We start from the raw sequence: 25,850 nt of genomic DNA, 5'->3' as shown, positions 1-25,850 counted from the left end.
CATCCTCTTGGCAACATCAGAGTAAGAACACCCTTTTGTGTTTACCTCTTGTCTGATATAATTTATTTCGACCACTGTTAACACTCCTTAAATACCTCCCGTTGAATGGTTTGCCCAACTAGGAGGGTATGGTATTTAGGAATTGTTGGCAAGTGGTTTTTTTATTTTGTGCAAGATTCTAAGCCATGCACAAATTAATGGCCATTCACTACATTAATAGTTTGCCATAAACATAGGTAATGTCGAGTAGGCTCAGGGCAGCTAGCCCCACGGAAAGAAAGTGACTGCAGCGGAAATCAGCACTCTAGTTTTACAGAGCCTAAAAATATGTAGTTTTTTAGTAAAAACTTTTATTAATACCCAAAAATATTATTGTTTGAATATTTGTTATATTCTATAATGATGAAGAATATACTTCGTTAAAATAACAAATGAAGTGTATACTTCAATACTTGGAGTGTATTTTAAATAAAATTAAGGAGATTTTCAATGACAGATAAGACTAAAGAAATCGAGAAAAATATTATTGAAATGTTTCATCATTTACATGAGAACCCGGAAATCAGTTGGGAAGAAAGAAATACAACAGAATATATCATAAACTATCTTACCAAATGGGGCTGTTCTGTTCGAACCTTTAACGATTCAACGGGTGTAATTGGAGAAGTAGGTGAAGGTAAGCCAGTTGTTGCCCTACGTGCAGATATGGATGCATTATGGCAGGAAGTGGATGGTGAATATCGACCGAATCATTCCTGTGGGCACGATGCCCATATGGCAATGGTTCTTGGAGTGGTTAAGTCAATCACTTCTATGGAGTCTCTTCCTTCAGGTACCATTCGGTTTATATTTCAACCTGCTGAGGAAAAGGGAACGGGTGCACTAAAATTTGTAGATGAAGGGGTGGTAGATGATGTTGATTATTTATTTGGTGTTCATTTAAGACCTATTCAAGAAATGAAAATGGGAAAAGCTACTCCTGCAATTCTACATGGAGCTGCTCGATTTATCGAAGGGAAAATTATCGGTGAAGATGCCCATGGTGCACGTCCTCATTTAGGCACAAGTGCAATTGAAGTTGGAGCTTCTATCGTTCAATTGATAAATAATATTCATTTAGACCCGATGATTCCTTATTCCATTAAAATGACTTCGTTCCATGCAGGTGGGCTAAGTCAAAATATCATTCCTGGAAATGCGACTTTCGGACTTGATTTACGTGCACAAACAAATGAAGCAATGGATCTTTTAGTAGAATTACTAGAGGCCCGAATTAAATCGCTTGAAACGTATAATAACATTCAAATCTTAATAGAGACGAAAGCAAAAATAGCTGCTTCTAAAGTTCATCATGAAGCACAAAAATTAATGAAAGCTGCGATTGATGAAGTGTTAGGAAGAGAAAATTGTGAACCGCCTCTTGTGACATCAGGTGGTGATGATTTTCATTTTTATACGATTAAAAGACCTCACCTAAAAGCCACGATGCTTGGTTTAGGTTGTGATCTTTCTCCTGGATTACATCATCCGAAAATGACCTTTAATCATGAGGCATTACATAAAGGAACTGCTATATTAGAACAGGTTATTCTCAAGGCTTTGACAATTGAAAATGACTAAAAAAACACTTTAAAGGGGGATAATAATGAAAGTTTTTATTTCGGCTGATATGGAAGGGGTCTCTGGAATTACAGATTGGGAAGACGTGTTACCAGGAAAGCGGACTTATGAATACTCTCGAAAACTCTTTACAGACGATGTGAATGCTGCCATTGAGGGTGCTATCGAAGGCGGTGCTACACAAATTATCGTAAATGAAGCACATGGTCCGATGAGAAATCTGATCCCTGATCAACTTCATCCGAAGGCAGAACTAGTACGGGGCTTTTACAAACCATTACTCATGATGCAAGGGTTAGATGAAACCTTCGATACCGTTTTTTTTGTTGGGTACCATGGAAAAGGTGGAGAAATGGATGCTCTAATGAATCATACTTTTTTAGGTAGTTGTATTCAACGTTTTTATCTTAATGGGAAGGAAGCTAGTGAAGCTGATTTTAATGCTATCGTAAGCTACATGCCACAAGTAGAGTTACTAGATTCTAGAAAAGTAAGGTATGTTTCAAATGATCTTATAGAAGCTTCAAAAGTATTAACCGCCATGATTCTTTTAGCAATTCAAGCCTCTAATACAATGACTTTTTAAAGATAAACGAAAAATAATGTCCGTAAAAAATAGTCCTTTGAAATAAATTGTTTATAAAAAAATAATTAAAGGTGTGAATCAAGTGAGTTCAGAATTTTTTTATCCTAATGATCACCAGCCATTTATTTTAGATGCTCATTTTGATTTATTAATGGATGTTCAGATTCAAAGAGAAAAAGGTAGAACAAAAGTGATCGAAACAGATTACTTACCAAGGTTTAAAGCTGGAGGAATTCATGTAATCGTAGCTGCAGTTTTTGTAGATGGTCATTTCGTTAATCATACGGCACTTCAAACGGCATTAGGACAAATTAGCGGACTTTTTGAAGAAGTGAGCGAATCTTCGGATAAATTAATGATTTGCCTTAACGCTAACGATATGAGAAAGGCTTATGAATCAGGTAAAATAGGTTTCTTGTTATCTTTAGAAGGTGCTGAGCCTTTAGGAACAGACTTAAGTTTATTGCGTATCTTTTATGAATTAGGTGTTAGAAATTTAGGACTTGTATGGAGTAGACGTAATCAAGTTGGAGAAGGGAGTCACTTTCAGCCCATACGTGAAGGAAGAAAAGGAGGCATTACATCTTTTGGAATTAAAGTAATTGAAGAAGCAGAAAAGCTTGGAATAACCGTTGATGTTAGTCATTTAAACGATGAAGGTTTTTTAGATGTATTAGAATTTTCAAAAAGGCCAATCATTGCTTCGCATTCTAATGCTCGTTCTTTATGTCCAACAATGAGGAATTTAACTGATATCCAAATGAAAGCCATAGCTTCAAAAAATGGTGTAATAGGAATTAATGCAGTCAGTATGTTGGTTGCTGACAGTGATAAGGAATGTAAAATAGAAAAACTTGCTAATCATGTTGATTATATGAAAGATATGGTGGGAATTGAACATATTGGAATTGGTTTAGATTTATGTGATGACTTTATGAAATATGTGTCACCAGAAGATTTATTAAAGATGCCACGAAACCCTTTTGATATCATACAAGGACACCAAAATTTTCCGAAATTTATTGAAGAACTATTAAAGAGGGGATATAAAGAAAATGAATTATCTTTGTTGCTTGGACTGAATTTTCTTAGAGTTTTTGAAACAAACATGAATAACTTGTGTACGAAACTATAGGGAACGGAAGGATATAACAGTCAATATTTTTTAGAAAATATGATTGACTAAATATTCTAAAAATTGTACACTTTAAACAAATAAATGAAGTTTATACTTCTTTATTGGAAATACTGGTGCATAAACTTCTCTTATTTAATCTATTTGGAGGTGTATAAATGAAAATACTAATAGGCCAAGTAGCACATGAAACAAATACGTTTTCAAATGTACCAACTACTATCGATTCTTTTAAATTGTGGGATTGGGAGCATGGAGATGCCATTCTTCAAAAAAATAGAGGTGTACGTGGTTTTTTAGGTGGCCTTATTGATCGAGCAGAGTCATTAGGTCATGAAGTAGTTCCTACTTTTAGCGCATTTGCATATCCTACCGGAATTATTACATTGGAAACATTTGTGCGACTAAAAAATGAATTACTTGATTCGATAAAATCAGCTGGCGAATACGACGCTATCTGTCTTTCGCTTCACGGAGCAGGAGTTGTAGAGACGATCGATGACTTCGAAGGAGAATTATTAAAGTCCGTTCGAGAAATAGTCGGATACGATACACCACTTGTCGTTACCCTTGATTTACATGCTAATGTAACAGAACTAATGGTGAAAGAGGCTAATGCTATTGTTGGCAATAACTTTTACCCCCATATTGACTGTTATGAGATCGGTCAAGAAGCTATAAATCTCACAATTGAAATTGTAAATGGAAATATCCACCCAACCATGCATCTACTTAACTTACCACTAATTATTCCTACATCCGCAACAAGTCTTTCACCAGCAAAAGAAATTAATGAATTATGTTGGAAATGGGAAGGAAATGAGCACGTTTTAGATTGTACATTTTATCATGGATTCCCATTTACAGATATTCCGCAAATTGGAGTTTCTGTTCTTGCAACTACGAATAATAATCCGAGCTTAGCAAAAGAAGCAGCTGAAACTGTAGCAATGGAAATTTGGAAATTAAGAGAGGAGTTTACGCCCAAAACACTTAGTCCAATAGAGGGAATTAATGAAGCATTACAATCTCAGCAATTCCCCGTAGTCATGAATGAAACATCTGATAACCCTGGAGGAGGTACACCTGGGGATGGTACACATCTTTTAAGAGAGCTTATACAACAAAAAGTTAAGAAAACGTGCTTCGGTTTTATCTATGATCCGGAAGTTGTTGAAGTTGCTCATAAAGCAGGGGTTGGAAGTACAATAGATATTCTTTTAGGAGGCAAAACTGATCATCTACATGGTGAACCAATTGCATTAAAGGCTTATGTAAAATGCCTGACCGATGGATGCTTTGTTTATACTAATCCGATTTGGAGAGGTAGAAAGGAAAACCAAGGAAAAAGTGTTCGACTACAAGTTGACGATATAGACATTATTGTTTGCTCAGTTAAATCACAAGTCCTTGATGATGAAATTTTCAAATTACACGGAATCAATGTAACAGAGTATCAAATCGTAGCTTTAAAATCTAGTACACATTTTAGAGCATGCTTTGAAAACTTATCAAACAAGATTATCACAGTCGATTCGCCAGGATTAACAACATTAGACTTCACTTCATTTGACTATAAGCGAGTAAATAAACCAATCTATCCTTTACAAGATGTCCAAACAGAAGCAATATTGAAGTAGCAAGGAGATTAATATGAATTCAGTAAAAGAGACGATCAAGAGTCATTATGACAGTTTAACTAAATTACAAAAAATTGTTGCTAAGACCATTATTGAAGATCCAAAAGTCGTTATTCTTCAAACGGCTAAAGAGTTAGGAGTATTAACAGGGACAAGTGAAACAACGGTCATTCGGTTTTGTTATGCAATTGGATACAAAGGTTATGCTAACTTACAGGATGAAATTCAAAAAGAACTTTTAGTATCCAAAGATATGGATACCCTCTCACGTTTTGAAAAGATGTCCGACTCATCATCTAATTTTGAAGAGTTGGCTTATAAGGAAATGAATCAAGACCTTAAATATATTCAGAAGACATTAGAAGAATTTAATAATCAGCTGTATTCAGATATTGTTGATGCCATCATTAAAGCAAAAAGAATCGTAGTAATTGGATTTCGTATTTCGTATGCACCAGCTCACTGGTTGTCGTATACTCTCAACGTTGTAAAAGGAAACACGACTTTATATCGTGGAGAAGTTGACGATGCCAATTTTATCTTATCTGATATTGACGAAAACTATTTAGTTATCGCTATATCATTTCCGAGGTATGCACAAGAAACAATATCATTTGTTAGAGCTGCGAAAAGTAAGGGGGCAAAAATCTTTGCACTGACGGATGATGAATTCTCACCTATCGGAAGATACTCTGATTTTCTCATTAAGGTAACAACACCGGAGCCTACTTCAATTAAAGGAATGCCAACTATTTTTTCTATACTTAATTTATTTGTTACAGGTGTTATGAATCAAGATAAAAATAATGTTCAAAAGCAGCTATCAAAATACAGGGAATCAAGTAATTTATTTCATTCCTTTGTTGCTTCAAACAGTAGTAAGGAGAGTGATTAGTTGAATATTGAGAAGATTAAAATCACACAACTAAAAATCCCATTGAAATCACAATTCGAAACAAGCTTTGGAAGTGTAAAAATGAAAGATTTCTTACTTGTTTCCGTAGAAGGGGGTGGAGAAACTGGATATGGTGAAAGTGTAGCGATGCCTTATCCGATATACAACGAAGAAACGACCGAAACGGTAAAATATATGTTAAAACAGTTCCTTTTCCCAAAATTAAAGGAATTACAAAACATCCACCCGAATGATCTTTCATATGCGTTTTCCGGCATACGAAGAAATTATATGGCAAAGGCTGCAATCGAGGGAGCAATTTGGGATTTATACGCGAAGCAACAAAAAATATCTCTAGCAACAGCATTAGGAGGAACAAAAACGGAAATTGAAGTGGGAGTTAGTATTGGAATAGAGTCAAAAATTGATGATTTACTTAGAAAGGTTAATCAATTTCTCGAGGATGGATATAGAAAAATAAAAGTAAAGATTAAACCAGAATGGGATATTGAACCTATTAAAGCCATTCGTCAATCTTTCGGTTACGACATACCATTAATGGCTGATGCCAATTCTGCGTATTCGTTGAAGGATCGTGGATTATTATTAAGTCTTGACCAATTTAATTTAATGATGATTGAACAGCCTCTTGCCCATGATGATATTATTGATCATGCTCGCTTGCAATCAGAAATGGACACACCGATTTGTTTAGATGAAAGTATCCATTCGATAGAGGATGCTAGAAAAGCAATTGAACTTGGAAGCTGTAAAATTATTAATATAAAGATTGGAAGGGTTGGGGGTCTAGCGGAAGCTAAACAAATACATGATTACTGTCAAGGTCATTTCATTCCAGTATGGTGTGGCGGAATGCTTGAATCGGGAGTAGGAAGGGCACATAATATTGCCATCGCTTCATTAAGTAATTTTTCCATTCCCGGTGATACATCACCATCAAATCGATATTGGGAAGAGGATTTAGTAAATCCTGAGATTACATTTAAAGAGTCTGGCGTACTTAAGGTCCCAACAGGTCCTGGTATTGGTTTTGAAATTGATCTAGAACGAGTGAAGAAATATACAGTTCATTCTGAGGAATTTCAGTTTTAACTTAAAAATGGTGGTGAATGATTACAAAAATGTCTTCAGAACTAAATTATAGGTTAATCGATTCTATTCATGAATTAGAACAAGTGGTCGAACTCCAAATCAAGATTTGGGGTAGTGAAGCAACGACACATCTTCCACAATTATTAGCATCAGCTCATAATGGAGGAATTGTTAACGGAGCATTTAACAAGGAAAATCTAATAGGGTTTTGTTACGCCTTTCCAGGGTACAAAAACAATAATCTATACCTATGTTCACACATGCTAGGGATATTACCTAGCTATAGAAACGGTGGAATTGGTTCTCATTTGAAGCTTGAGCAGAGAAAACGTGCTCTCGAATGCGGTTACCGGAAGATTATTTGGACGTTTGACCCTCTACAAACAAGAAATGCTTACTTAAATCTCAATAGATTAGGCGGATACGTTCGAGAATATTATACCTCTCATTATGGTGAAATGAAGGATAAGATTAATATAGGGTTACCAACTGATCGATTACTCTTAGAGTGGGATATTGACTCTTCTCCTTTAGCTGACGGGGAGAGTGGTGATCAAAAATCTAGTAATTGGAAGCGCTATCATCTTTGCTTTAAGTGGTCAATAAAGGATGATCTTCCATACCCAAATCTCAACAAGGGCCTAGAAAATGGACATGAAGGCTACCTATTACCAGTTCCAACAAATATTGATAGTATGAAAGATAGCAATCTAGAATTAGCTTATCAATGGAGAATTGCCATTAGAAACTTATTAATTCCATTGTTAAATAGTGGGTACCAAATTACAGGATTGTTAAAGAACGAACAACACGTTCATTATTATGTAGTTGAAAAACTACATAAATAGTTTTTAGTACCAGATAGTGTTTAGTATGTTTTTGTATATTATTTATTCGTATTTTAGAATTTTAAATTCTTTAAAAAGGGAGAGGTTTAAATGAACCAAGTAACAATGATGAATGAGTTTGAACAATACTGTAAAGAGATTGTTGACAAATATGACATTCCAGGTTTTTCAATCGGATTATCTAAAGATGGTGAATTATTTTACGATAGAGGATTTGGCTATCGAAATACAGCTCAAAAGCTCCCTCTTTCTGCTGATACCGTTTTTGGTATAGGTTCAGTTACTAAATCATTTACATGTGTAGCGATTCTTCAATTGCAAGAAGCAGGAAAACTAAATGTCCACGACCCAGTAATAAAATATATTCCTGAGTATAAGACACCTGATGAAAATCATACGAAACAAACAACGATTCATCACTTCATGACACACTCTGCAGGACTACCACCTTTGGCCACTCTACATGGAGCATTAAAAAACAGCTTAGAAAAAGAACCTAAATTTGACGAAGATAGTCAAAGTGAAGAAAAAAAAGAAAATCCATTGGATAAATTACCTGTAATTGATACTTATCAAGACTTATTAGAGTTTATCGGGAAAGAAAATTACAAATTGTTAGGTGCCCCTGGAACAGAATTTAGCTATTCAAATGATGCCTATTCCCTTTTAGGATTAATTATTGAAAGAGTGAGTGGAAAAACATACGAGCAGTATGTGAAGGATTATATTTTAGATCCAGCTGGTATGCATCATAGTGTTTTTCATATAGAAGAGTTGAAAAATTATGATGATGTAGCAAGTTTATATAATTCACGTAAGAAAGATGATGAGACAATCATTTTTGAATCCAATAATCCATGGGATGCACCATCAATGAGAGCTGCTGGCTTTTTAAAGTCAACGGTTAATGACATGATGAAATATCTTGAAATATTCCGAAATGGAGGCAAGGTTGGCAATGTTCAAATCCTATCTTTAGAGAGTGTAGAATTAATGACGACTCCATACATTGAATGTGCATATGAAAAGTATTATGGGTACGGTTTAATGATTACTCCTGATTTCTTTGGCTATAAACTAGTGGAACATGGAGGATCCGTTAAAGGTGTAGCTGCTCAAATGGCTATCATTCCAGAAATTGGTGTAACGGGTGTGTCTTTTGCAAATTTAGCTGGTGTTCCATCAACTAAACTATTATTTAGTGCCTTTGCTAATTTTCTAGGGAAGAAAAATGAAGATTTAAACTTAAACCTTAAGGAAATAAAACTACCTTCAGATGCTTTGACTGAATATGAAGGAACATTCGTTTCAGGGGAAGGTATGACTACCAAGTTTTCTATAGAAGATAATAAATTATTACTCACAGCTGAAGGAATGGTAAATACAGTGCTAAAACCAGTAGGTGAGGATCTGTTTTTAATTCAGTTCAGAGAATCCGAGATTACGATTCGTTTTGTTAGAGATGATAATAGCAAGATTCATCGTGTTGCATTTGGTTTTAGACAAATACCTAAAGTAGGTTAAGGGAGGATACCCGATGTCTATTAAATATGTGGGGAAATATTTAAAATTTTTGACGCTTTTGCTGATTTCATTCTGTCTAATGACTGCATGTAGTTCTAAGGAGACGATCAATTCTAGCAAAGAGAAAAAAGTATCCACAAATAATTCAAAAGAAAGTACTTCCCCTGTCAAGGGAGGGGTACTTTCAATAGGGTTTGCGGAAGAACCAGATACACTTGATGTTCACTTAACAGGTATGAGTATTGCTGATACAATCGGTGGACAAATTGGTGGTTCTCTGTTAACTCTTGATCCAAAAACTTTGGAAATAATACCTTATCTTGCTGAGAGTTATCAAGTTTCTGAAGATGGAAAAACAATTACGTTTAAAATCAAACAGGGTATAACTTTTCATGATGGAACTCCATTAACTTCATCCGTTTATAAACAAACCTTTGAAAGAATTTTGAATCCTAATACAGGTGCAACAGTTACAAGGAACCTATTAGCAGGTGTTAAAACGATAACAGCTCCTGATGATCAGACATTGGTGATTCAGCTTGAAGCACCTTCTGCCCCGTTCTTAATGAACCTAATCGCGGAAGGGTATATGCAGCCACTGTCTATGAAAGCAATTGAAAAATATGGGGCTGATTATGGTAGAAACCCTGTGGGGGTGGGACCTTGGAAATTTAAAGAATGGAAAACAGGTCAATCTATCTCATTGGAAAGAAACGAAGATTTTAAATGGTCAAAATCATTTTTTGAAAATAGAGGAAGTGCTTATCCAGACCAGCTCGTCTACAAATTTATTAAAGATTATCAGACAATGCTTGCAGCATTAGAGAGTGGCTCAATCGATATTGCTTCAAATATTGCAGCCAAAGATGTAAAGAGATACAGAGATAACGAAAAATTTGAAGTACTTGAACTGGAGCGACAAGGGTTAGGCTTGTTTATTGAAATGAATCTTGAAAATGAACAATTTAAAGATATTAATTTAAGAAAAGCTTTAAATATGGCTATCAATAAGGATGCCATCATACAAGCTTCCTTGAGTAATGAGGGAAAGCCTGCGTTCGGTCCTTTACCATCCACAATATTTGGATATGACAGTGAAGTGGAGAATTATGGTTATCAATATAATAAAGAAGAAGCTTTAAAACTACTAGAAAGTTCCGGATGGAGCAAGAATAGTAAAGGGATTCTCGAGAAAGATGGAAAAGAGTTGAAATTAGAGTTACTTTCATTTGATAGATGGAATCAACAAGCACAAATTGTTCAGGCGATGTTAAAAGAGATTGGAATTCAGTTAAGTATCCAAACGATGGAAGCGGGAACATTAATTGAAAAAGTAACACAAGGAGATTATGAGCTTTCGTTCCTTAGCTACACGTATTATGATCCAGATATTCTATATATGTTATTTCATTCGAGTCAAATCGGGGGATTAAACCATTCGCGGGTAAAAAACCCTGAATTAGACGCTCTACTTGAAAAAGGAAGAGCAACAATTGATACAGATGAGCGAAAACAAATTTATGCAGATATTCAAAAGATTGTAGTCAAAGATGCTTATTGGGTTCCACTTTATGCTGAGAAGATATTCAGTGTAGCAAACAATAGAGTAAAGGGTATTAAACTATCCCCTATTGGATTATTGCCGCATGATATTTGGGTGAAATAAGTATGAAACAATATTTGGTAAATAGAATACTAGCTGGAATTGTCGTAATTTTCGGAATTTCAATTTTCTCCTTTCTGTTAATCCATTTAATTCCTGGAGATCCGGTAAAGATGATTCTTGGTAATAATGCCACAATTGAAGAAGTAGAAAGACTAACAAACCATTTGGGGCTTGATGAGCCCCTTTTGGTACAATATTCCGAATATATTAGGAATGTTATTCAAGGAGATTTTGGAACATCCTTAAAGACAGGTAGACCTGTCATTATTGAGATTACCGATCGATTTCCCGAAACAATAAAGTTAGCATTTTCAGGAATATTTATTGCCTTTATATTAGGAATTTCGACTGGCATTTTAGCGGCAAAGTTTAAAGATACCTTTATTGATAAATTTTTTATGAGTCTGGCTACGCTTGGTGTTTCAATACCTGGGTTTTGGTTCAGTTTATTGTTAGTGATGATATTTTCTGTCAAGTTAAATTGGTTTCCGATTGCAGAAGGTACTGGAATAAAGGATTTAGTATTACCATCCATCGCATTAGGTGTCGTTGCTTCAACGATGATTAGTAGGCTTACACGTAATGGAATGGTAGAAGTTCTTTCAAATGACTTTATTAGAACAGCAAAAGCAAAAGGTTTAGAAGAACGACATATACTTTTTCGTCATGCTCTTAGGAATGTTTTGATACCTGTGGTCACGGTTATTGGTTTACAAATGGCTGCCCTTTTAGGTGGAACGGTTATTATTGAACAGGTTTTTAATTGGCCAGGTCTTGGAACACTTGCTATAGGGGCAATCAGTTCTAGAGATTTCCCGCTTATTCAGGGAACTATTCTTTTTATGGGTTTTGTTTATGTATCCATAAATATATTAGTGGATGTTATGTATGGGATGATAGATCCTCGCGTTGATCTGAGTGTAAGGGAGGAAAGATAAAGAGATGGCAAAACTTAGTGAGGCATTTAAACCATTATCATCTCAAGCGATCCCTAGATCAGATAGAAAGTTCAAAATGAAATCAGTCGAAAAAATGCTAAAAGATAGACGTGCAAAATACAGCATTTTTTTACTTTTTATTTTTGCACTAATAGGTATACTTGCACCAATTCTTGCGCCATACAATCCTGAAGAACCTTTTTATGATGCACTATTGCAACCGCCAAGTAAGGAATATTTATTAGGAACAGATGCATTAGGAAGAGATGTCTTATCTCGTTTGTTATATGGAACTCGTGTTACGCTTACCGTTTCCTTATTGGCAGTATGTATTACGTTTGTAATTGGAACATCGATTGGATTAATTAGTGCTTATGTTGGAGGAATTGTTGACAATATTTTAATGAGGATAATGGATGTCTTACTTGCGCTTCCAAGCATTATTTTGGCATTAGCTATTGTTGCTATATTAGGCCCTAGTCTTACTAATGCTATGATTGCTGTTGGTATAGCATCCATTCCTAGTTTTGCTCGATTAACTAGAAGTGCAGCGTTGACGATAAAAAGCTCGGGATTTGTAGAAGCTAGCAAATCCATTGGCAGTTCCAATAGCTGGATACTCCGAAGACAATTCATACCAAACATTGCTGGAATATTATTTGTTTATACCTCTTTATTCATTGGTGTCGCAATATTAGATACGGCTGCACTTAGCTTTATTGGTTTAGGTGCACAACCACCTACACCCGAATGGGGAACGATGTTGAGTGAAGGAAAGAATTATATTTACGAGGCATGGTGGCTGTCAATTTTTCCTGGTGTTGCAATCACTATAGTTGTATTTACAGTCAATTTTCTAGGTGATGCACTCCGAGACATCTTTGATCCGAAATCATTGGATTAAATAGAATGAAGCAAATATATGCCAAAGGGGATAATTTATGTCTTATGTGTTAGAGGTGAAGGGTTTAACGACACGATTTCAAAGTAAAAAAGAATCTATAACCGTAGTAGACCGAGTAGATTTTAAGTTGAACGAAGGAGAGGTATTAGGGATAGTTGGCGAATCAGGTTGCGGAAAAAGCGTAACATCATTATCGATCCTTCAATTACTTGGGAAAAATGGCAAATCCCAAGGTGAGATTTTATATAAGAATAATAATCTACTCGATCAAAGTGAGAAAGAGCTTCGAAGAATTAGAGGGAGTGAGATTTCTATGATTTTTCAAGATCCTATGAATTCTCTTAATCCCTTATTAACAATAGGAAAACAAATTGGGGAAATTATTCAAAAACATGAAAATATAAGAGGAGAAAAATTAAAAAATAAAGTAGTTGATCTTCTTGAAAAAGTTGGAATATCACGTTCAAGTAATATTTTTCATGAATACCCACATCGTTTATCTGGTGGAATGAAACAAAGAGTTATGATTGCAATGGCCATTGCTTGTAATCCTGCTATTCTCATTGCTGATGAGCCTACAACTGCACTAGATGTAACGATTCAGGCACAAATATTAGATTTACTAAAAATATTAAAAGACAGCTTAAATATGTCTATATTACTTATCACACATGACCTTGGTGTGGTAGCCGAAATATGTGACAGAGTCGTTGTCATGTATGCGGGTCAAGTAGTAGAAATGACAGATACCCGAACTTTACTAAGGAAACCAAGACACCCTTATACAATCGGATTAATTCAATCTACTCCTCAACAATCTAAAGGTCGCAGCCGTTTAAAATCAATATCTGGTCAAGTACCGACACCAGATCAATTTCCTGTGGGATGCCGCTTTGCAGATCGATGCTCAAGTGCACTTGATATTTGCTATTCAGATGAACCTCCCTTATTAGAACTTGAGCCAACAACTTTTTGCAAATGCTGGCTTTATCAGAGCATGGAGGAAGTAATATGATGTCAACATTGCTTGAGGTTTCAGGCTTAGAGAAGAAATTTTTAGTCAAAAAAGAATGGTTTAAACCTCAAAATTATGTCTATGCAGTTAATGGGGTAAGTTTTAAATTAAATGCTGGAGAAACTATTGGAATCGTTGGGGAGTCAGGTTGCGGGAAATCAACAACTGGTAGATGCCTATTGCGTTTAATCGAACCTACGAAGGGTGAGGTTTTATTTAAAGGTAAAGACATTACGAAATTAAATAAAAAAGATATGAAAGAATTACGTAAGGATATTCAAATGGTATTTCAAGACCCTATGGATTCTATGAACCCTAAATTAACGATAGGTGAAATTTTAAATGAACCATTAATTGCTCATAATGTCTCAAAAGACAAGAGAAGTGAATTACTCAAGAAAACGATCGAATTAGTTGGTCTGCCTGAAAGTTACTTGAGTAGGTATCCTCATGAATTTTCTGGTGGTCAACGGCAAAGGATTTGTATTGCTAGGGCAATTATCCTCAGACCAAGTATAGTTGTTGCTGACGAACCAGTGTCAGCTTTAGATGTTTCAGTTCAATCTCAAATATTAAATTTACTACAGGATTTGCAGGATGAACTTGGGTTGTCATATATATTTATTTCCCATGATTTAGGGGTAGTTGAACATATTGCTCATAAAGTGGCTGTAATGTATTTAGGGGAAATGGTTGAAATGGCAGAGAAAGATTTGCTTTTCGAGGAACCTTTACATCCATATACTCAAGCCTTAATATCGGCGATTCCAAGGACAGACCCCGATGAACAAAAAGAAAGAATTATATTAAAAGGTGAGCTTCCATCACCACTTCATCCTCCAACGGGTTGTAAGTTCCATCCCCGCTGTGAACATTCAACTGATATCTGTAGAACAGATAGACCTATCTTAAAGGATGTGCAAGGTCGAGCAGTAGCTTGTCATTTATATTAAGGGGATGCTAGAACTGATAGAAGGATTTAGAATCTTATCAATGAAAATTGAACGTTCATAAATTGGAATTATTACTCGTAATAAAATCTATAATGCTCTAAAATTGTTTTTTTGGAATAATATTAAAATACATTTTTACAGCATAAATATTTTTCGAAAAATGATTTTTATATGTAAGAGATTCAAAAAAAATATAAAAAAGGGTTTGACAAAGTTTTTTTAACCTGTTAATTTTAGTCTTAATAAATTTTGAAAAATAAAATTGATGACGAGAAGAGTAAGATAAGCGCCCTGTTCTACAGAGAGTCGGTATTTGGTGCGAGCCGATGTTCAGAACTTATCCGAAAATCATCTCCGAGATGCAATGCTGAAAGTTAAGTAAGGATTGCCGGGTGGTCCCCCGTTACAAAGGAACACGTATGATTGTACGTTGATCGAGTGCCGTAAGTGTATTTTCTATACATAAACGGAACTAGGGTGGTATCGCGAGCTAAACTCGTCCCTATTTTAGGGGCGAGTTTTTTTGTTTTTCAAAAAAAGAAAGGGGGTTTTTAAGTCAATTACGATCCGTTTGAAATGTTATGAAAAAAAATAATCTGAAATGAGGAATGTATGATGAGTGAACAATGGATTTATTTAAATGACCGTTTTGTTAGCAAGAAAGATGCTGTTGTTTCTGTGTATGATCACGGATTTTTATACGGTGATGGAGTATTCGAAGGAATTCGAGTGTATGAAGGAAATGTTTTTCGACTAAAAGAGCATGTGGATCGCCTTTATGATTCTGCGAAATCAATTATGCTAGATATCCATTATAGCAAACAAGAAATGAGTGAGCTTGTTGTAGAGACTTTGAGAAAAAACAATCTACAAAATGCATATATTCGAGTGGTTGTTTCAAGGGGTGTCGGGAATTTAGGTTTAGATCCATCTTCATGTGCCCGTCCACAGGTAATTGTTATCGCTGAAGAATTAGCATTATTTCCAAAAAAACTATATGAAACGGGAATCGATATCGTCTCCGTAGCAACACGAAGAAATCGGTCAGATGTTCTTTCACCTAAAGTGAAATCATTAAATTATTTAAACAATATTCTTGTCCGAATCGAAGCCAATTTGGCTGGTGTTAGCGAAGCACTAATGTTGAATGACCAAGGATATGTAGCTGAAGGCTCTGCGGATAATGTTTTCATCGTTAAAAATGGTGAAATCTTTACTCCACCTGGTTACGTCGGGGCGTTAGAGGGAATTACGAGAAACGTGATCATGGAATTGGCTGTAAAGCTTGGCTTCCCAATGAAAGAGCAGGTATTTACAAGACATGATGTATACACAGCCGATGAAGTCTTTTTAACTGGAACGGCAGTTGAGGTAATTGCGGTAGTGAAGGTGGATGGCAGGTCAATTGGTGAGGGCAAACCAGGGAACTACACGAACAGACTTTTAGAAGAATTTAGAAAAACTGTTGTGGAAGATGGAGTAAAAGTTTACGAACAGCAAAATGTACATGCAGGATAGGGGGAAAAGATTGTGCGCAGTGACATGATTAAGAAGGGGGTCGACCGAGCTCCTCATAGAAGCCTACTTTATGCAACAGGTGTGAAACTAAAGGATCTTGATAAACCATTCATCGGGGTTTGTAACTCGTATATTGACATTATACCGGGACATGTTCACCTTAGGCAGTTTGCAGATGTTGTAAAAGATGCGATTAGAGAAGCTGGTGGAATTCCGTTTGAATTTAATACGATTGGTGTCGATGATGGAATCGCGATGGGCCATATCGGCATGAGATATTCTCTACCTAGTAGGGAGCTTATCGCAGATTCAGCAGAAACCGTGATCAATGCTCATTGGTTTGATGGAGTCTTCTACATTCCCAATTGCGACAAGATTACGCCAGGTATGCTGATGGCAGCGGTTCGAACAAATGTCCCTTCTATCTTTGTTTCAGGTGGCCCAATGGAGGCGGGCGTTTCGAGTACTGGTAAGCCGTTATCATTAGTATCCGTGTTTGAAGGTGTAGGAGCTTATCAATCAGGAAGAATGTCGGAAGAGGAATTACTCGATATTGAAAAAAATGCTTGTCCAACATGCGGTTCATGTTCGGGAATGTTTACAGCCAACTCAATGAATTCACTTATGGAAATGCTCGGAGTGGCTCTTCCGGGGAATGGAACACTTGTTGCTACTTCAAAAGAACGCCATCAATTGATCTATGATGCGGCTAAATATTTAGTGGAAATGATTAAAAAAGACATTAAACCACGAGACATTATAACAAAAGAAACGATTGATGATGCGTTCGCTCTTGATATGGCAATGGGCGGGTCGACAAATACCGTTCTACATACATTAGCGATTGCGAATGAAGCTGAAATTGATTATGACTTAAATCAAATTAATGAAGTAGCGAAACGAATTCCTTATTTGTCTAAAATTAGCCCAGCATCCGATTATTCGATGCAAGATGTCCATTATGCTGGTGGTGTAAGTGCAATCATAAAGCAGCTTTGCGAAATGGAAGGTGCGGTTCACCCAGATCGAATCACCGTAACAGGAAAAACGCTATATGAGAATGTAAAGGATGCCAAAATCTTAAATGATGATGTGATTCGCACAAAGGAAACTGCCTATAGTCCTGTTGGAGGCTTATCGATTTTATTCGGCAATGTTGCTACTGATGGATGTGTTATCAAGGTAGGGGCAGTTGATCCAGCTATCAAGACCTTTAAAGGTGAGGCCATTGTATACGAATCTCAGGATGAAGCATTAGTAGGGATCGAAAGTGGTGAAGTGAAGGCAGGGCATGTTGTCGTCATCAGATACGAAGGTCCAAAGGGAGGACCGGGAATGCCGGAAATGCTCGCACCAACTGCAGCGATTGCCGGTAGGGGTCTTGAAAAGGACGTGGCACTGATTACTGACGGACGTTTCTCAGGTGCATCAAGAGGAATATCAATCGGACATATTTCACCAGAAGCGGCTGAAGGTGGACCGATCGCTTATGTTGAAAATGGTGATTCCATATTGATCGATTTAGTAAATAGAACCATTTCACTTTTAATTCCCGAAGAAGAATTAATTGCAAGAAAGATGAATTGGCAACAACCAGAGCCAAAGATTAAAAAAGGCTATTTAGCGAGATATTCGAAACTAGTTACTTCAGCAAGCACGGGTGGAATTTTAAAAATTTAATGATGCGTTACAAATTTTATATTCCGGTAGAGAAAGGAGATTCATATGAGATCGAAAGTTATGGCAACGGTTGAATTGGAAGGTTCGAAGCTAAATGGAGCAGACCTTTTTATCCAAGCCTTAAAGCAGGAAAATGTAGAAATATTATTTGGCTATCCAGGTGGGGCTGTATTATCCATTTATGATGCATTATACAAATCTCCGATAAAGCATATCCTTGCGCGCCATGAACAAGGAGCCATCCATGCAGCTGAAGGCTATTCTCGTGTTTCCGGAAAGCCAGGTGTAGTCGTAGCGACTTCAGGTCCAGGTGCAACTAATTTAGTCACAGGTATTGCTGACGCCATGATGGATTCATTGCCCCTTGTCGTATTTACAGGGCAAGTTGCTTCACAAGTAATTGGAACAGATGCTTTTCAAGAAGCCGATGTCGTAGGAATCACTACACCGATTACGAAACATAATTATCAAGTGAAAAGAATAGAGGATCTTCCTAGAATTGTGAAAGAGGCTTTTCACATTGCAACAACCGGAAGACCTGGTCCTGTTCTAGTTGATATTCCTAAAGATTTAGCTGCTCTTTTCACCTCTCCATTACAACATGTAGATGTCGAGTTAGCTGGTTATCAACCATCGGTAGAACCGAATCCGTTACAGATTCAAAACCTTTTAGATTCTTTAAGGGGTTCTAAAAAACCTGTCATTTTAGCTGGCGCAGGTGTTCTACATGCAAAGGCTAATGAGGAATTGGTTTCCTTTGCAGAACAATATGAGATACCAGTCATCCATACTCTTTTAGGATTAGGTGGATTTCCAGCCGAGCACCGACTTTTTTTAGGAATGGCCGGCATGCACGGTTGCTATACAGCCAATATGGCTTTATATGAATGCGATTTGTTAATCAATATTGGTGCCCGTTTCGATGACCGATTAACAGGTAATTTAAAAACATTTGCTCCATCGGCAAAGGTTGCTCATATTGATATCGATCCATCTGAAATCGGTAAAAATGTCGAGTCGCAGATTCCGATTGTGGGAGATGCAAAGGACGTTTTACAAAAGCTTTTGAGGCAAACAGTACAAGGTCCACAATTAACGAAATGGTTAGAACATTTAGAAAACAATAAAAATTCTCGTCCATATTGGTATAACGATAGTGTGGAACATTTTTCACCACAGCAATTAATAGAACTTGTTCATAAATATACGAATGGTGATGCCATTGTTACGACGGACGTTGGTCAGCATCAAATGTGGGCGGCACAATATTATGCTTTTTCAAAACCGAATCGCTGGGTTACCTCTGGTGGATTAGGGACAATGGGTTTTGGATTTCCCGCAGCGATTGGTGCACAGTTAGCAGAACCTGATGCAACAGTCGTTTCAATTGTTGGTGATGGTGGTTTTCAAATGACTCTTCAGGAACTCATTTTATTAAAAGAATGGGAGTTACCTGTAAAAATAGTGATCGTCAATAATGGATCACTTGGGATGGTTCGGCAATGGCAGGAAACCTTTTATGAAAAACGATTTTCACATTCCATTTTCTCTTTCCAACCAGATTTTGTAAAACTAGCAGAATCGTATGGAGTAAGAGCCGTTAGGGTTAAAACGAAAGAAGAAGCAGAACGAGTATTTTCAAAAGTATTAATGGATCGCTTGCCTGTCTTAATTGATTGTTGTGTCAACCCTAATGAAAAAGTCTATCCAATGGTAGCGCCAGGGAAAGGTTTACATGAAATGATCGGGGTGAAACCATGAAAAGGCGACTTGTTACAGCATTAGTCCATAATCAAAACGGTGTATTGCCTCGGCTTACAGGCTTAATTACGAAACATCAATTCCATATTGAAAGTTTTTCGGTAGGAAATACAGAAATGGACGATGTTTCAAAGATGACTTTTTTAGTTATTGCTCCTGATGATCATAAATTTAAGCAGCTGATTAAGCAATTAAATAAACAAATTGATGTACTGGAAATATCTGATGTGACCGACGAGGATGTGGTTGCTAGAGAACTTGCCTTGATTAAAGTGCTTAGTAATGGTCAAACAAGGGCGGAAATTAATGGAATTGTTGAACCATTTCGCGCTTCCATTATCGATGTTTGTCGTGAGAGTGTGACGGTACAGGTAACGGGTGAATACAAAAAGATTGAAGCAATCATTGATTTGCTTCGTCCATATGGAATAAAAGAAATTGCTCGTACCGGCTTAACTGCATTTACAAGAGGAAATATGAATTCTGTTACAACTATTAGAAAGTACTCATAAATAAAAAGGGGAGATTTTAAATGGTGAAGGTTTATTATAACTCGGATGTTAGTGAAGATGTGTTAAAAGATAAAAAAATTGCTGTTGTAGGCTATGGTTCGCAAGGTCATGCTCATGCCCAAAACTTACGAGATAGTGGATATCAAGTCGTAGTTGGTTTACGTCAAGGAAAATCATGGGTTCAAGCAGTAAAGGATGGCTTCCAAGTATTACCGGTAAAAGAGGCTTGTGAGGAAGCCGATGTTGTCATGATTCTATTACCTGATGAGCTACAACCTTCCGTTTATAAAAATGAAATTTTGCCTTCATTACGTACAGGAAAAGCACTTGTTTTTGCCCATGGTTTTAATATTCATTTTCATCAAGTCGTTCCACCAGAAAATGTCGATGTGTTTTTAGTGGCACCAAAGGGACCAGGACATTTAGTCCGAAGAACATTTGAAGAGGGTGCTGGGGTTCCTGCCTTATTCGGTGTGTACCAAGATGTAACGGGTCAAGCAAAAGAGCTGGCATTAGCTTATGCAAAAGCAATTGGAGCGGGTAGAGCCGGTGTGCTTGAAACTAGTTTTCAAGAAGAAACGGAAACCGATCTTTTTGGAGAACAAGCCGTATTATGTGGTGGATTAACCTCGCTAGTAAAAGCAGGCTTTGAAACTCTAGTAGAAGCGGGTTATCAAAAGGAAGTTGCCTATTTTGAATGTTTACACGAGCTCAAATTAATTGTCGATCTCATGTATGAACAAGGGTTAGAAGGAATGAGGTATTCGATTTCAGATACGGCTCAATGGGGGGATTTTGTATCAGGACCAAGGGTGGTAAATGCAGAAACGAAGGCAAGAATGAAGGAAGTGTTAGCGGATATTCAATCCGGTAAATTTGCTAAAGGCTGGATATTAGAAAATCAAGCGAATCGAGCTGAATTTAATACGATAAATAATCGAGAAAAGAACCACCCGATAGAAGTGGTAGGAAAAGAGCTTCGGAAAATGATGCCATTCGTACAACAAAAACCGAAAAAGCTTTTAGAAGTGTAATAAATGAAACAACCATAAATTATTAGTGAGGTGACTCCACTTGGGGATTTATTGACAGGTGTTCATATAATAGAAGCAATGGAAAACTTAATAGATAAAGTACATCGAACACCATTAAAACAAAGTAGTACATTAAATTACTTTACGAACGCAAAAGTATTTTTAAAACTAGAAAATTTACAAAAAACGGGCTCCTTTAAAGTAAGGGGAGCAATGAACAAAGTTTTGTCTCTAACGAAAGAGGAAGTAAGTAAAGGAATTATAGCTGCATCCGCTGGAAATCATGCGCAGGGGGTGGCATTAGCATCAGCGATGAAAGGGATTCAATCAAAAATATTTATGCCAAAGCTTACTCCACAATCCAAAATAGCGGCAACAAAAAATTATGGTGCGGAAACCGTATTGTTTGGCGATACGTACCAAGAATCATATGTACAAGCATTGGAGGAAATGAGGCAAACGGGAAGTACATTTGTTCATGCATTTGATGATTATCACGTGATCGCAGGACAAGGAACGATTGCATTGGAAATGCTGCAGCAAAACAGTCAGTTAGACATCATTCTTGTCCCAGTTGGTGGAGGGGGGTTGATCTCAGGAGTAGCTCTTGCCGCCAAAGTCTTAAATCCATCTATTAAAATTATTGGAATTCAAGCACAAGGGGCATCGGCAACTTTTTCAAAATTTAAAGGGCAAAAACTGAAAACAATTGCATTGTCCAAAACGATTGCTGATGGAATATTAGTAAAAGAACCAGGAGAAATAACGTACCCGATTATCGAAAAATATGTAGATGATATCGTCACTGTGACGGACGAAGAAATTGCCCATGCGATTATGTTCATGCTTGAAAGAGAGAAAATGTTAGTAGAGGGAGCCGGTGCCGCTTCTTTAGCCTCTGTTCTCTTTGAAAAAGTAAATCTTAATAACAAAAACGTTGGCTGCATCGTAAGTGGCGGAAACGCGGATCCAATTAAAATATCCTCGTATAAGGAATTATCTAATTCAAGTTTGTTTAGTACTGGGTGAATCTAAATTTAAATTACCTATTGCTTTTTACAAAAGTTTATTGTAATATTTTGAAAAACATTTGAATTTAATATGCACTGATAAGGATATGAGTTACTTTTACGGTTTCTAGAGAGGGAAGAAATGCTGAAATCTTCCTAACGCAGGAAAGTATCTTACCACCTTTGAGCTGTATTGGGGAACCGAAGTATCCAATACCGTCTATGCTACGTTACAGCACCAAAGCCATAAGTTTCTTTTTAGCTTATGGGAAATTGGGTGGAACCACGAGTATAGCGCACTCGTCCCTTGTTATAGGGACGAGTGCGTTTTTTATTTTATAATTATATATATAATATCTACGATGAAAAGGACATGAATTATTTTTACGGTTTTCAGAGAGGGAAGAATGAGCTGTGATCTTCCTAGCTTAGGAAAGTAATTTACCACCTTCCGAGTTGTATTGGTGAAAATATGTATCCAATACCGTCTATGCTACGTTACAGCACCAAAGCCATAAGCTATCTTTTTAGCTTAAGGAAAATTGGGTGGAACCACGGGTAAAAACACACTCGTCCCTTACGATAGGGATGAGTGTGTTTTTTTATTTATATAATTTTAAAGGAGTGTTTTATCATGTGTGAAAAGCTAATTAAAATTCAATTTTCTGATGGAAATATAAAGGAATTTCCGATAGGAATGACAGTTGAAAATGTTGCAGAATCGATAAGCATAAGTTTAAGAAAGAAGGCAATTGCAGGGAAAGTAAATGAACAACTGGTAGATTTAAGCTACAAGCTAGAAGAAGATGTTAAACTCTCAATTTTAACACTAGATTCGGAGGAAGGATTGCATGTTTTAAGACATTCAGCAGCGCATGTTTTGGCACAAGCGGTGAAAAGACTGTATGGTCCTGTGAAATTGGGTATAGGGCCAGTTATTGAAGATGGATTTTACTATGATTTGAAAATGGAGCATAGTTTGACTTCAGATGATTTACTAGTCATCGAAAAAGAGATGGAGAACATTATAAATGAGAATTTAGAAGTGAAACGAATGGAAGTTTCTTATGAAGAGGCTAAGAAGTTATTTGAAGAAAAGGGTGAGCCTTTCAAGTTAGAAATATTAAAAGACATACCAAAAGATGAAAGAATCACTCTTTATCAACAAGGAGATTTTATCGATCTTTGTCGTGGTCCCCATCTTCCATCAACAGGTTTGATAAAAGCATTCAAATTAACTCGTGTATCAGGTGCGTATTGGAAAGGTAATAGTCAAAACGAGGTTCTTCAACGAATATATGGAGTGGCATTTCAGAAGAAAAAAGATTTACATGAATATCTAGATTTCTTAGATGAAGCGGCAAAACGTGATCACCGCAAATTAGGGAAGCAATTGGATTTATTTATGTTTTCTGAGGAAGCTCCGGGAATGCCATTTTATTTACCGAAGGGACAAATTGTTAGAAATGAATTAGAAAATTTTTCTAGAGAACTGCAAAACAATGCTTATTACGATGAGGTACGTACACCATTTATGATGAATCAACAATTATGGGAAAAGTCAGGACATTGGGATCATTATCACGAAAATATGTACTTCACTGAAGTTGAACATAAAAAGTTTGCGCTAAAACCAATGAATTGTCCGGGTCATATGCTGATTTTTAAAAACAATCTTTATTCCTATCGTGATTTGCCTATTCGAATGGCAGAGTTTGGCCAGGTTCATCGGCATGAATATAGTGGTGCTTTAAATGGAATGATTCGCGTTCGTACATTTTGTCAAGACGATGCTCACCTCTTTGTTCGAGAGGATCAAATTGAAAGTGAAATTAAGCAGGTGTTTCATTTAATCGATCAAGTCTATCGTACTTTTGGTTTTGATTATTCTGTGGAGCTTTCTACTCGTCCAGAAAATTCATTAGGAGATGACAAGCTTTGGGAGATATCTGAAGGTGCTTTAAAAAATGTCCTCGAAGATTTAGATGTCAAATACCAGCTTAACGAAGGTGACGGGGCCTTTTATGGACCAAAAATTGATTTCCATATCAAAGATGCCTTAAAACGTAGTCATCAGTGTGCAACAATCCAACTTGATTTTCAAATGCCAGAGAAATTTGATTTAACTTATATTAATTCAAATAATGAAAAGGTTCGTCCTGTCGTTATTCATCGTGCCATTTTTGGGTCCATTGATCGTTTTTTTGGCATTTTAATCGAACATTTTGCGGGAGTTTTTCCTGTATGGCTTGCACCAACACAAGTACAAATTATTCCTGTTTCACAAGTTCATTTGGACTACTGTCTAAAGATTCAATCAGAACTGAAACAATTAGGGGTAAGAGTAATAATTGACAGTAATAATGAAAAGCTTGGGTACAAAATAAGAGCAGCACAAATGAAAAAAGTCCCATATTTACTGGTCCTGGGGGACAATGAAGTAGAAGGAAATGGGGTAAATGTTAGAAAATATGGTAATCAGCAATCGGAAATTGTTTCATTCGAAGATTTTAAAAAGAAAATTGTACAACAAATTAAGAACCGTAATATTCAATTCTAGTGAGATATAAAAAAATCAGTGGCACATCAATTACAACGTAAAGGATTTCGAAGAATAAAAAAGCCTAATCTTCCTTATCTTTAGCGAGGGAATTAGGCTTTTGTTATTCAACAATAGGGCATGTTGCTGAATATTGAAAAATAGGGAAGAGAGTAATAAAGTTCCTGTTACTTTGCTAAAACCTTCTTACTTCATAATTAAATGATACTGTGAATTTATTTTTTACATTTTGATTTACAAATCGGGAAATAATTTACCTAAATAAAATTGCAAAATGGAATGGATGATGATTTTTTTTATGAATGAAAAATTAAAGACAGCTATGAAAACTATAGAAAATCATCATGAAATTGTTAAGCAAGACATTAATCAATGGCTTAATAATGAATTATTCACATGGAACTGGTGGATATTAGCAGCATTCATAGTAATTCCATTCACTATCTGGTTATTAGTAGTTGATCGAAAAAGAATGTTAGAGTTTTTATTAGTATGGTGTTTAGTAATAATTCCAACTTCTACTCTAGATTCTATTGGTATAGATCTTAAATTTTGGGTATATCCAGTGCAATTTATACCCCTTACTCCTAGATCATTACCGTTTGATATTTTTATGCTTTTATATCAGTTTTTCTGGAAATGGAGACCATATATTATAGCATTAATGATAATGGCTTTAGCCTTTGCCTTTATAGGAGAACCGATTAGTCATTTATTAAACTTGGTTTACTATATAAAATGGAAATATTATTATTCATTCTTTTATTACATAGTTTTAGGAATAACAGTCAAAGGAATTTTAAATAAATGTAAAAATATTTATTTTTCATAACTTGTTTGCGAGTCCGGAACTTATTGAATTGTTTATTTCACGATTAAAGTCTAATAGAGGAAATGAAGTTTTTTCCATTGTGAAAGAAATGTATATAAAAAAAAGA

The 25,850-nt window shown here is 36.2% G+C and carries 21 protein-coding genes and 3 other annotated features; all 21 genes read left to right on the top strand.

Features of this window, described 5'->3' with window-relative positions; genetic code table 11:
* The first annotated feature begins 489 nt into the window (after nucleotides 1-489).
* The 21 genes from ACFSO7_RS16320 (at nucleotide 490) to ACFSO7_RS16215 (ending at nucleotide 25,744) form a co-directional block, all read left to right on the top strand.
* A complete protein-coding gene (locus ACFSO7_RS16320) occupies nucleotides 490-1,620 on the top strand; it encodes a M20 peptidase aminoacylase family protein (RefSeq protein WP_377878397.1) in 1,131 nt (376 codons plus the stop codon).
* 25 nt (nucleotides 1,621-1,645) lie between these two features.
* Nucleotides 1,646-2,206, top strand: a complete 561-nt coding sequence (locus ACFSO7_RS16315) for a M55 family metallopeptidase (protein WP_377878396.1) — start codon at nucleotides 1,646-1,648, stop codon at nucleotides 2,204-2,206.
* Between the two features lie 82 nt (nucleotides 2,207-2,288).
* Nucleotides 2,289-3,341, top strand: coding sequence for a dipeptidase (locus ACFSO7_RS16310; protein ID WP_377878395.1), 1,053 nt, complete (start codon nucleotides 2,289-2,291; stop codon nucleotides 3,339-3,341).
* A gap of 158 nt (nucleotides 3,342-3,499) precedes the next feature.
* Nucleotides 3,500-4,981, top strand: coding sequence for a M81 family metallopeptidase (locus tag ACFSO7_RS16305; protein ID WP_377878394.1), 1,482 nt, complete (start codon nucleotides 3,500-3,502; stop codon nucleotides 4,979-4,981).
* A gap of 13 nt (nucleotides 4,982-4,994) precedes the next feature.
* Nucleotides 4,995-5,876, top strand: coding sequence for a MurR/RpiR family transcriptional regulator (locus ACFSO7_RS16300; RefSeq protein WP_377878393.1), 882 nt, complete (start codon nucleotides 4,995-4,997; stop codon nucleotides 5,874-5,876).
* Nucleotides 5,877-6,989: an o-succinylbenzoate synthase gene (menC, locus tag ACFSO7_RS16295; protein ID WP_377878392.1), complete on the top strand. Its 1,113-nt coding sequence runs from the start codon at nucleotides 5,877-5,879 to the stop codon at nucleotides 6,987-6,989.
* A 29-nt stretch (nucleotides 6,990-7,018) separates the two neighbouring features.
* Nucleotides 7,019-7,837 carry a GNAT family N-acetyltransferase gene (locus ACFSO7_RS16290; protein WP_377878391.1) on the top strand — a complete coding sequence of 273 codons (819 nt, stop codon included), beginning with the start codon at nucleotides 7,019-7,021 and terminating at the stop codon, nucleotides 7,835-7,837.
* A 90-nt stretch (nucleotides 7,838-7,927) separates the two neighbouring features.
* Entirely contained in the window at nucleotides 7,928-9,361 is a 1,434-nt protein-coding gene (locus ACFSO7_RS16285; RefSeq protein WP_377878390.1) for a serine hydrolase, read from the top strand.
* A gap of 13 nt (nucleotides 9,362-9,374) precedes the next feature.
* On the top strand, nucleotides 9,375-11,027 hold the full coding sequence (locus ACFSO7_RS16280; RefSeq protein ID WP_377878389.1) for an ABC transporter substrate-binding protein: 1,653 nt from the start codon (nucleotides 9,375-9,377) through the stop codon (nucleotides 11,025-11,027).
* Nucleotides 11,028-11,029: 2 nt separating this feature from the next.
* The gene (gene nikB / locus ACFSO7_RS16275) at nucleotides 11,030-11,965 is read left to right on the top strand and encodes a nickel ABC transporter permease (protein ID WP_377878388.1); all 936 of its coding nucleotides are present in this window, start codon (nucleotides 11,030-11,032) and stop codon (nucleotides 11,963-11,965) included.
* Nucleotides 11,966-12,041: 76 nt separating this feature from the next.
* Entirely contained in the window at nucleotides 12,042-12,869 is an 828-nt protein-coding gene (locus ACFSO7_RS16270; RefSeq protein WP_377878403.1) for an ABC transporter permease, read from the top strand.
* Between the two features lie 37 nt (nucleotides 12,870-12,906).
* A complete protein-coding gene (locus tag ACFSO7_RS16265) occupies nucleotides 12,907-13,884 on the top strand; it encodes an ABC transporter ATP-binding protein (protein ID WP_377878387.1) in 978 nt (325 codons plus the stop codon).
* On the top strand, nucleotides 13,881-14,837 hold the full coding sequence (locus tag ACFSO7_RS16260; protein WP_377878386.1) for an ABC transporter ATP-binding protein: 957 nt from the start codon (nucleotides 13,881-13,883) through the stop codon (nucleotides 14,835-14,837). The genes ACFSO7_RS16265 and ACFSO7_RS16260 overlap by 4 nt, the downstream gene beginning before the upstream one ends.
* Before the next feature lie 256 nt (nucleotides 14,838-15,093).
* Nucleotides 15,094-15,344: a binding site (T-box leader), on the top strand.
* A gap of 108 nt (nucleotides 15,345-15,452) precedes the next feature.
* The gene (ilvE, locus tag ACFSO7_RS16255; RefSeq protein ID WP_377878385.1) at nucleotides 15,453-16,355 is read left to right on the top strand and encodes a branched-chain-amino-acid transaminase; all 903 of its coding nucleotides are present in this window, start codon (nucleotides 15,453-15,455) and stop codon (nucleotides 16,353-16,355) included.
* 12 nt (nucleotides 16,356-16,367) lie between these two features.
* A complete protein-coding gene (ilvD, locus tag ACFSO7_RS16250) occupies nucleotides 16,368-18,035 on the top strand; it encodes a dihydroxy-acid dehydratase (protein ID WP_377878384.1) in 1,668 nt (555 codons plus the stop codon).
* A gap of 45 nt (nucleotides 18,036-18,080) precedes the next feature.
* Complete coding sequence (ilvB, locus tag ACFSO7_RS16245) at nucleotides 18,081-19,796, top strand: acetolactate synthase large subunit (RefSeq protein WP_377878382.1); 1,716 nt, start codon at nucleotides 18,081-18,083, stop codon at nucleotides 19,794-19,796.
* Entirely contained in the window at nucleotides 19,793-20,308 is a 516-nt protein-coding gene (gene ilvN, locus ACFSO7_RS16240; RefSeq protein WP_377878381.1) for an acetolactate synthase small subunit, read from the top strand. Before ilvB ends, ilvN begins: the two co-directional genes overlap by 4 nt.
* A gap of 20 nt (nucleotides 20,309-20,328) precedes the next feature.
* Nucleotides 20,329-21,342: a ketol-acid reductoisomerase gene (ilvC, locus tag ACFSO7_RS16235; RefSeq protein WP_377878380.1), complete on the top strand. Its 1,014-nt coding sequence runs from the start codon at nucleotides 20,329-20,331 to the stop codon at nucleotides 21,340-21,342.
* Nucleotides 21,343-21,393: 51 nt separating this feature from the next.
* On the top strand, nucleotides 21,394-22,371 hold the full coding sequence (gene ilvA / locus ACFSO7_RS16230; RefSeq protein WP_377878379.1) for a threonine ammonia-lyase: 978 nt from the start codon (nucleotides 21,394-21,396) through the stop codon (nucleotides 22,369-22,371).
* A gap of 68 nt (nucleotides 22,372-22,439) precedes the next feature.
* Nucleotides 22,440-22,663 (top strand) — a binding site (T-box leader).
* A 42-nt stretch (nucleotides 22,664-22,705) separates the two neighbouring features.
* Nucleotides 22,706-22,933: a binding site (T-box leader), on the top strand.
* 53 nt (nucleotides 22,934-22,986) lie between these two features.
* Nucleotides 22,987-24,912: a threonine--tRNA ligase gene (gene thrS, locus ACFSO7_RS16220; protein WP_377878378.1), complete on the top strand. Its 1,926-nt coding sequence runs from the start codon at nucleotides 22,987-22,989 to the stop codon at nucleotides 24,910-24,912.
* 298 nt (nucleotides 24,913-25,210) lie between these two features.
* Nucleotides 25,211-25,744: a CBO0543 family protein gene (locus tag ACFSO7_RS16215; RefSeq protein WP_377878377.1), complete on the top strand. Its 534-nt coding sequence runs from the start codon at nucleotides 25,211-25,213 to the stop codon at nucleotides 25,742-25,744.
* Nucleotides 25,745-25,850: the final 106 nt, after the last annotated feature.

The organism is Bacillus sp. CGMCC 1.16607 (assembly GCF_042683745.1).
Classification (GTDB): Bacteria; Bacillota; Bacilli; order Bacillales; family Cytobacillaceae; genus Pseudoneobacillus.
This window is presented reverse-complemented; position numbering and strand designations above follow the sequence as displayed.

Excerpts from the sequence above, each read along its gene's own strand:
- ACFSO7_RS16320 (WP_377878397.1), top strand. The coding sequence starts at position 490 with ATGACAGATAAGACTAAAGAAATCGAGAAAAATATTATTGAAATGTTT.
- ACFSO7_RS16315 (WP_377878396.1), top strand. The coding sequence starts at position 1,646 with ATGAAAGTTTTTATTTCGGCTGATATGGAAGGGGTCTCTGGAATTACA.
- ACFSO7_RS16305 (WP_377878394.1), top strand. The coding sequence starts at position 3,500 with ATGAAAATACTAATAGGCCAAGTAGCACATGAAACAAATACGTTTTCA.
- ACFSO7_RS16300 (WP_377878393.1), top strand. The coding sequence starts at position 4,995 with ATGAATTCAGTAAAAGAGACGATCAAGAGTCATTATGACAGTTTAACT.
- ACFSO7_RS16290 (WP_377878391.1), top strand. The coding sequence starts at position 7,019 with ATGTCTTCAGAACTAAATTATAGGTTAATCGATTCTATTCATGAATTA.
- ACFSO7_RS16285 (WP_377878390.1), top strand. The coding sequence starts at position 7,928 with ATGAACCAAGTAACAATGATGAATGAGTTTGAACAATACTGTAAAGAG.
- ACFSO7_RS16280 (WP_377878389.1), top strand. The coding sequence starts at position 9,375 with ATGTCTATTAAATATGTGGGGAAATATTTAAAATTTTTGACGCTTTTG.
- nikB (WP_377878388.1), top strand. The coding sequence starts at position 11,030 with ATGAAACAATATTTGGTAAATAGAATACTAGCTGGAATTGTCGTAATT.
- ACFSO7_RS16270 (WP_377878403.1), top strand. The coding sequence starts at position 12,042 with ATGAAATCAGTCGAAAAAATGCTAAAAGATAGACGTGCAAAATACAGC.
- ACFSO7_RS16265 (WP_377878387.1), top strand. The coding sequence starts at position 12,907 with ATGTCTTATGTGTTAGAGGTGAAGGGTTTAACGACACGATTTCAAAGT.
- ACFSO7_RS16260 (WP_377878386.1), top strand. The coding sequence starts at position 13,881 with ATGATGTCAACATTGCTTGAGGTTTCAGGCTTAGAGAAGAAATTTTTA.
- ilvE (WP_377878385.1), top strand. The coding sequence starts at position 15,453 with ATGAGTGAACAATGGATTTATTTAAATGACCGTTTTGTTAGCAAGAAA.
- ilvB (WP_377878382.1), top strand. The coding sequence starts at position 18,081 with ATGAGATCGAAAGTTATGGCAACGGTTGAATTGGAAGGTTCGAAGCTA.
- ilvN (WP_377878381.1), top strand. The coding sequence starts at position 19,793 with ATGAAAAGGCGACTTGTTACAGCATTAGTCCATAATCAAAACGGTGTA.
- ilvC (WP_377878380.1), top strand. The coding sequence starts at position 20,329 with ATGGTGAAGGTTTATTATAACTCGGATGTTAGTGAAGATGTGTTAAAA.
- thrS (WP_377878378.1), top strand. The coding sequence starts at position 22,987 with ATGTGTGAAAAGCTAATTAAAATTCAATTTTCTGATGGAAATATAAAG.
- ACFSO7_RS16215 (WP_377878377.1), top strand. The coding sequence starts at position 25,211 with ATGAATGAAAAATTAAAGACAGCTATGAAAACTATAGAAAATCATCAT.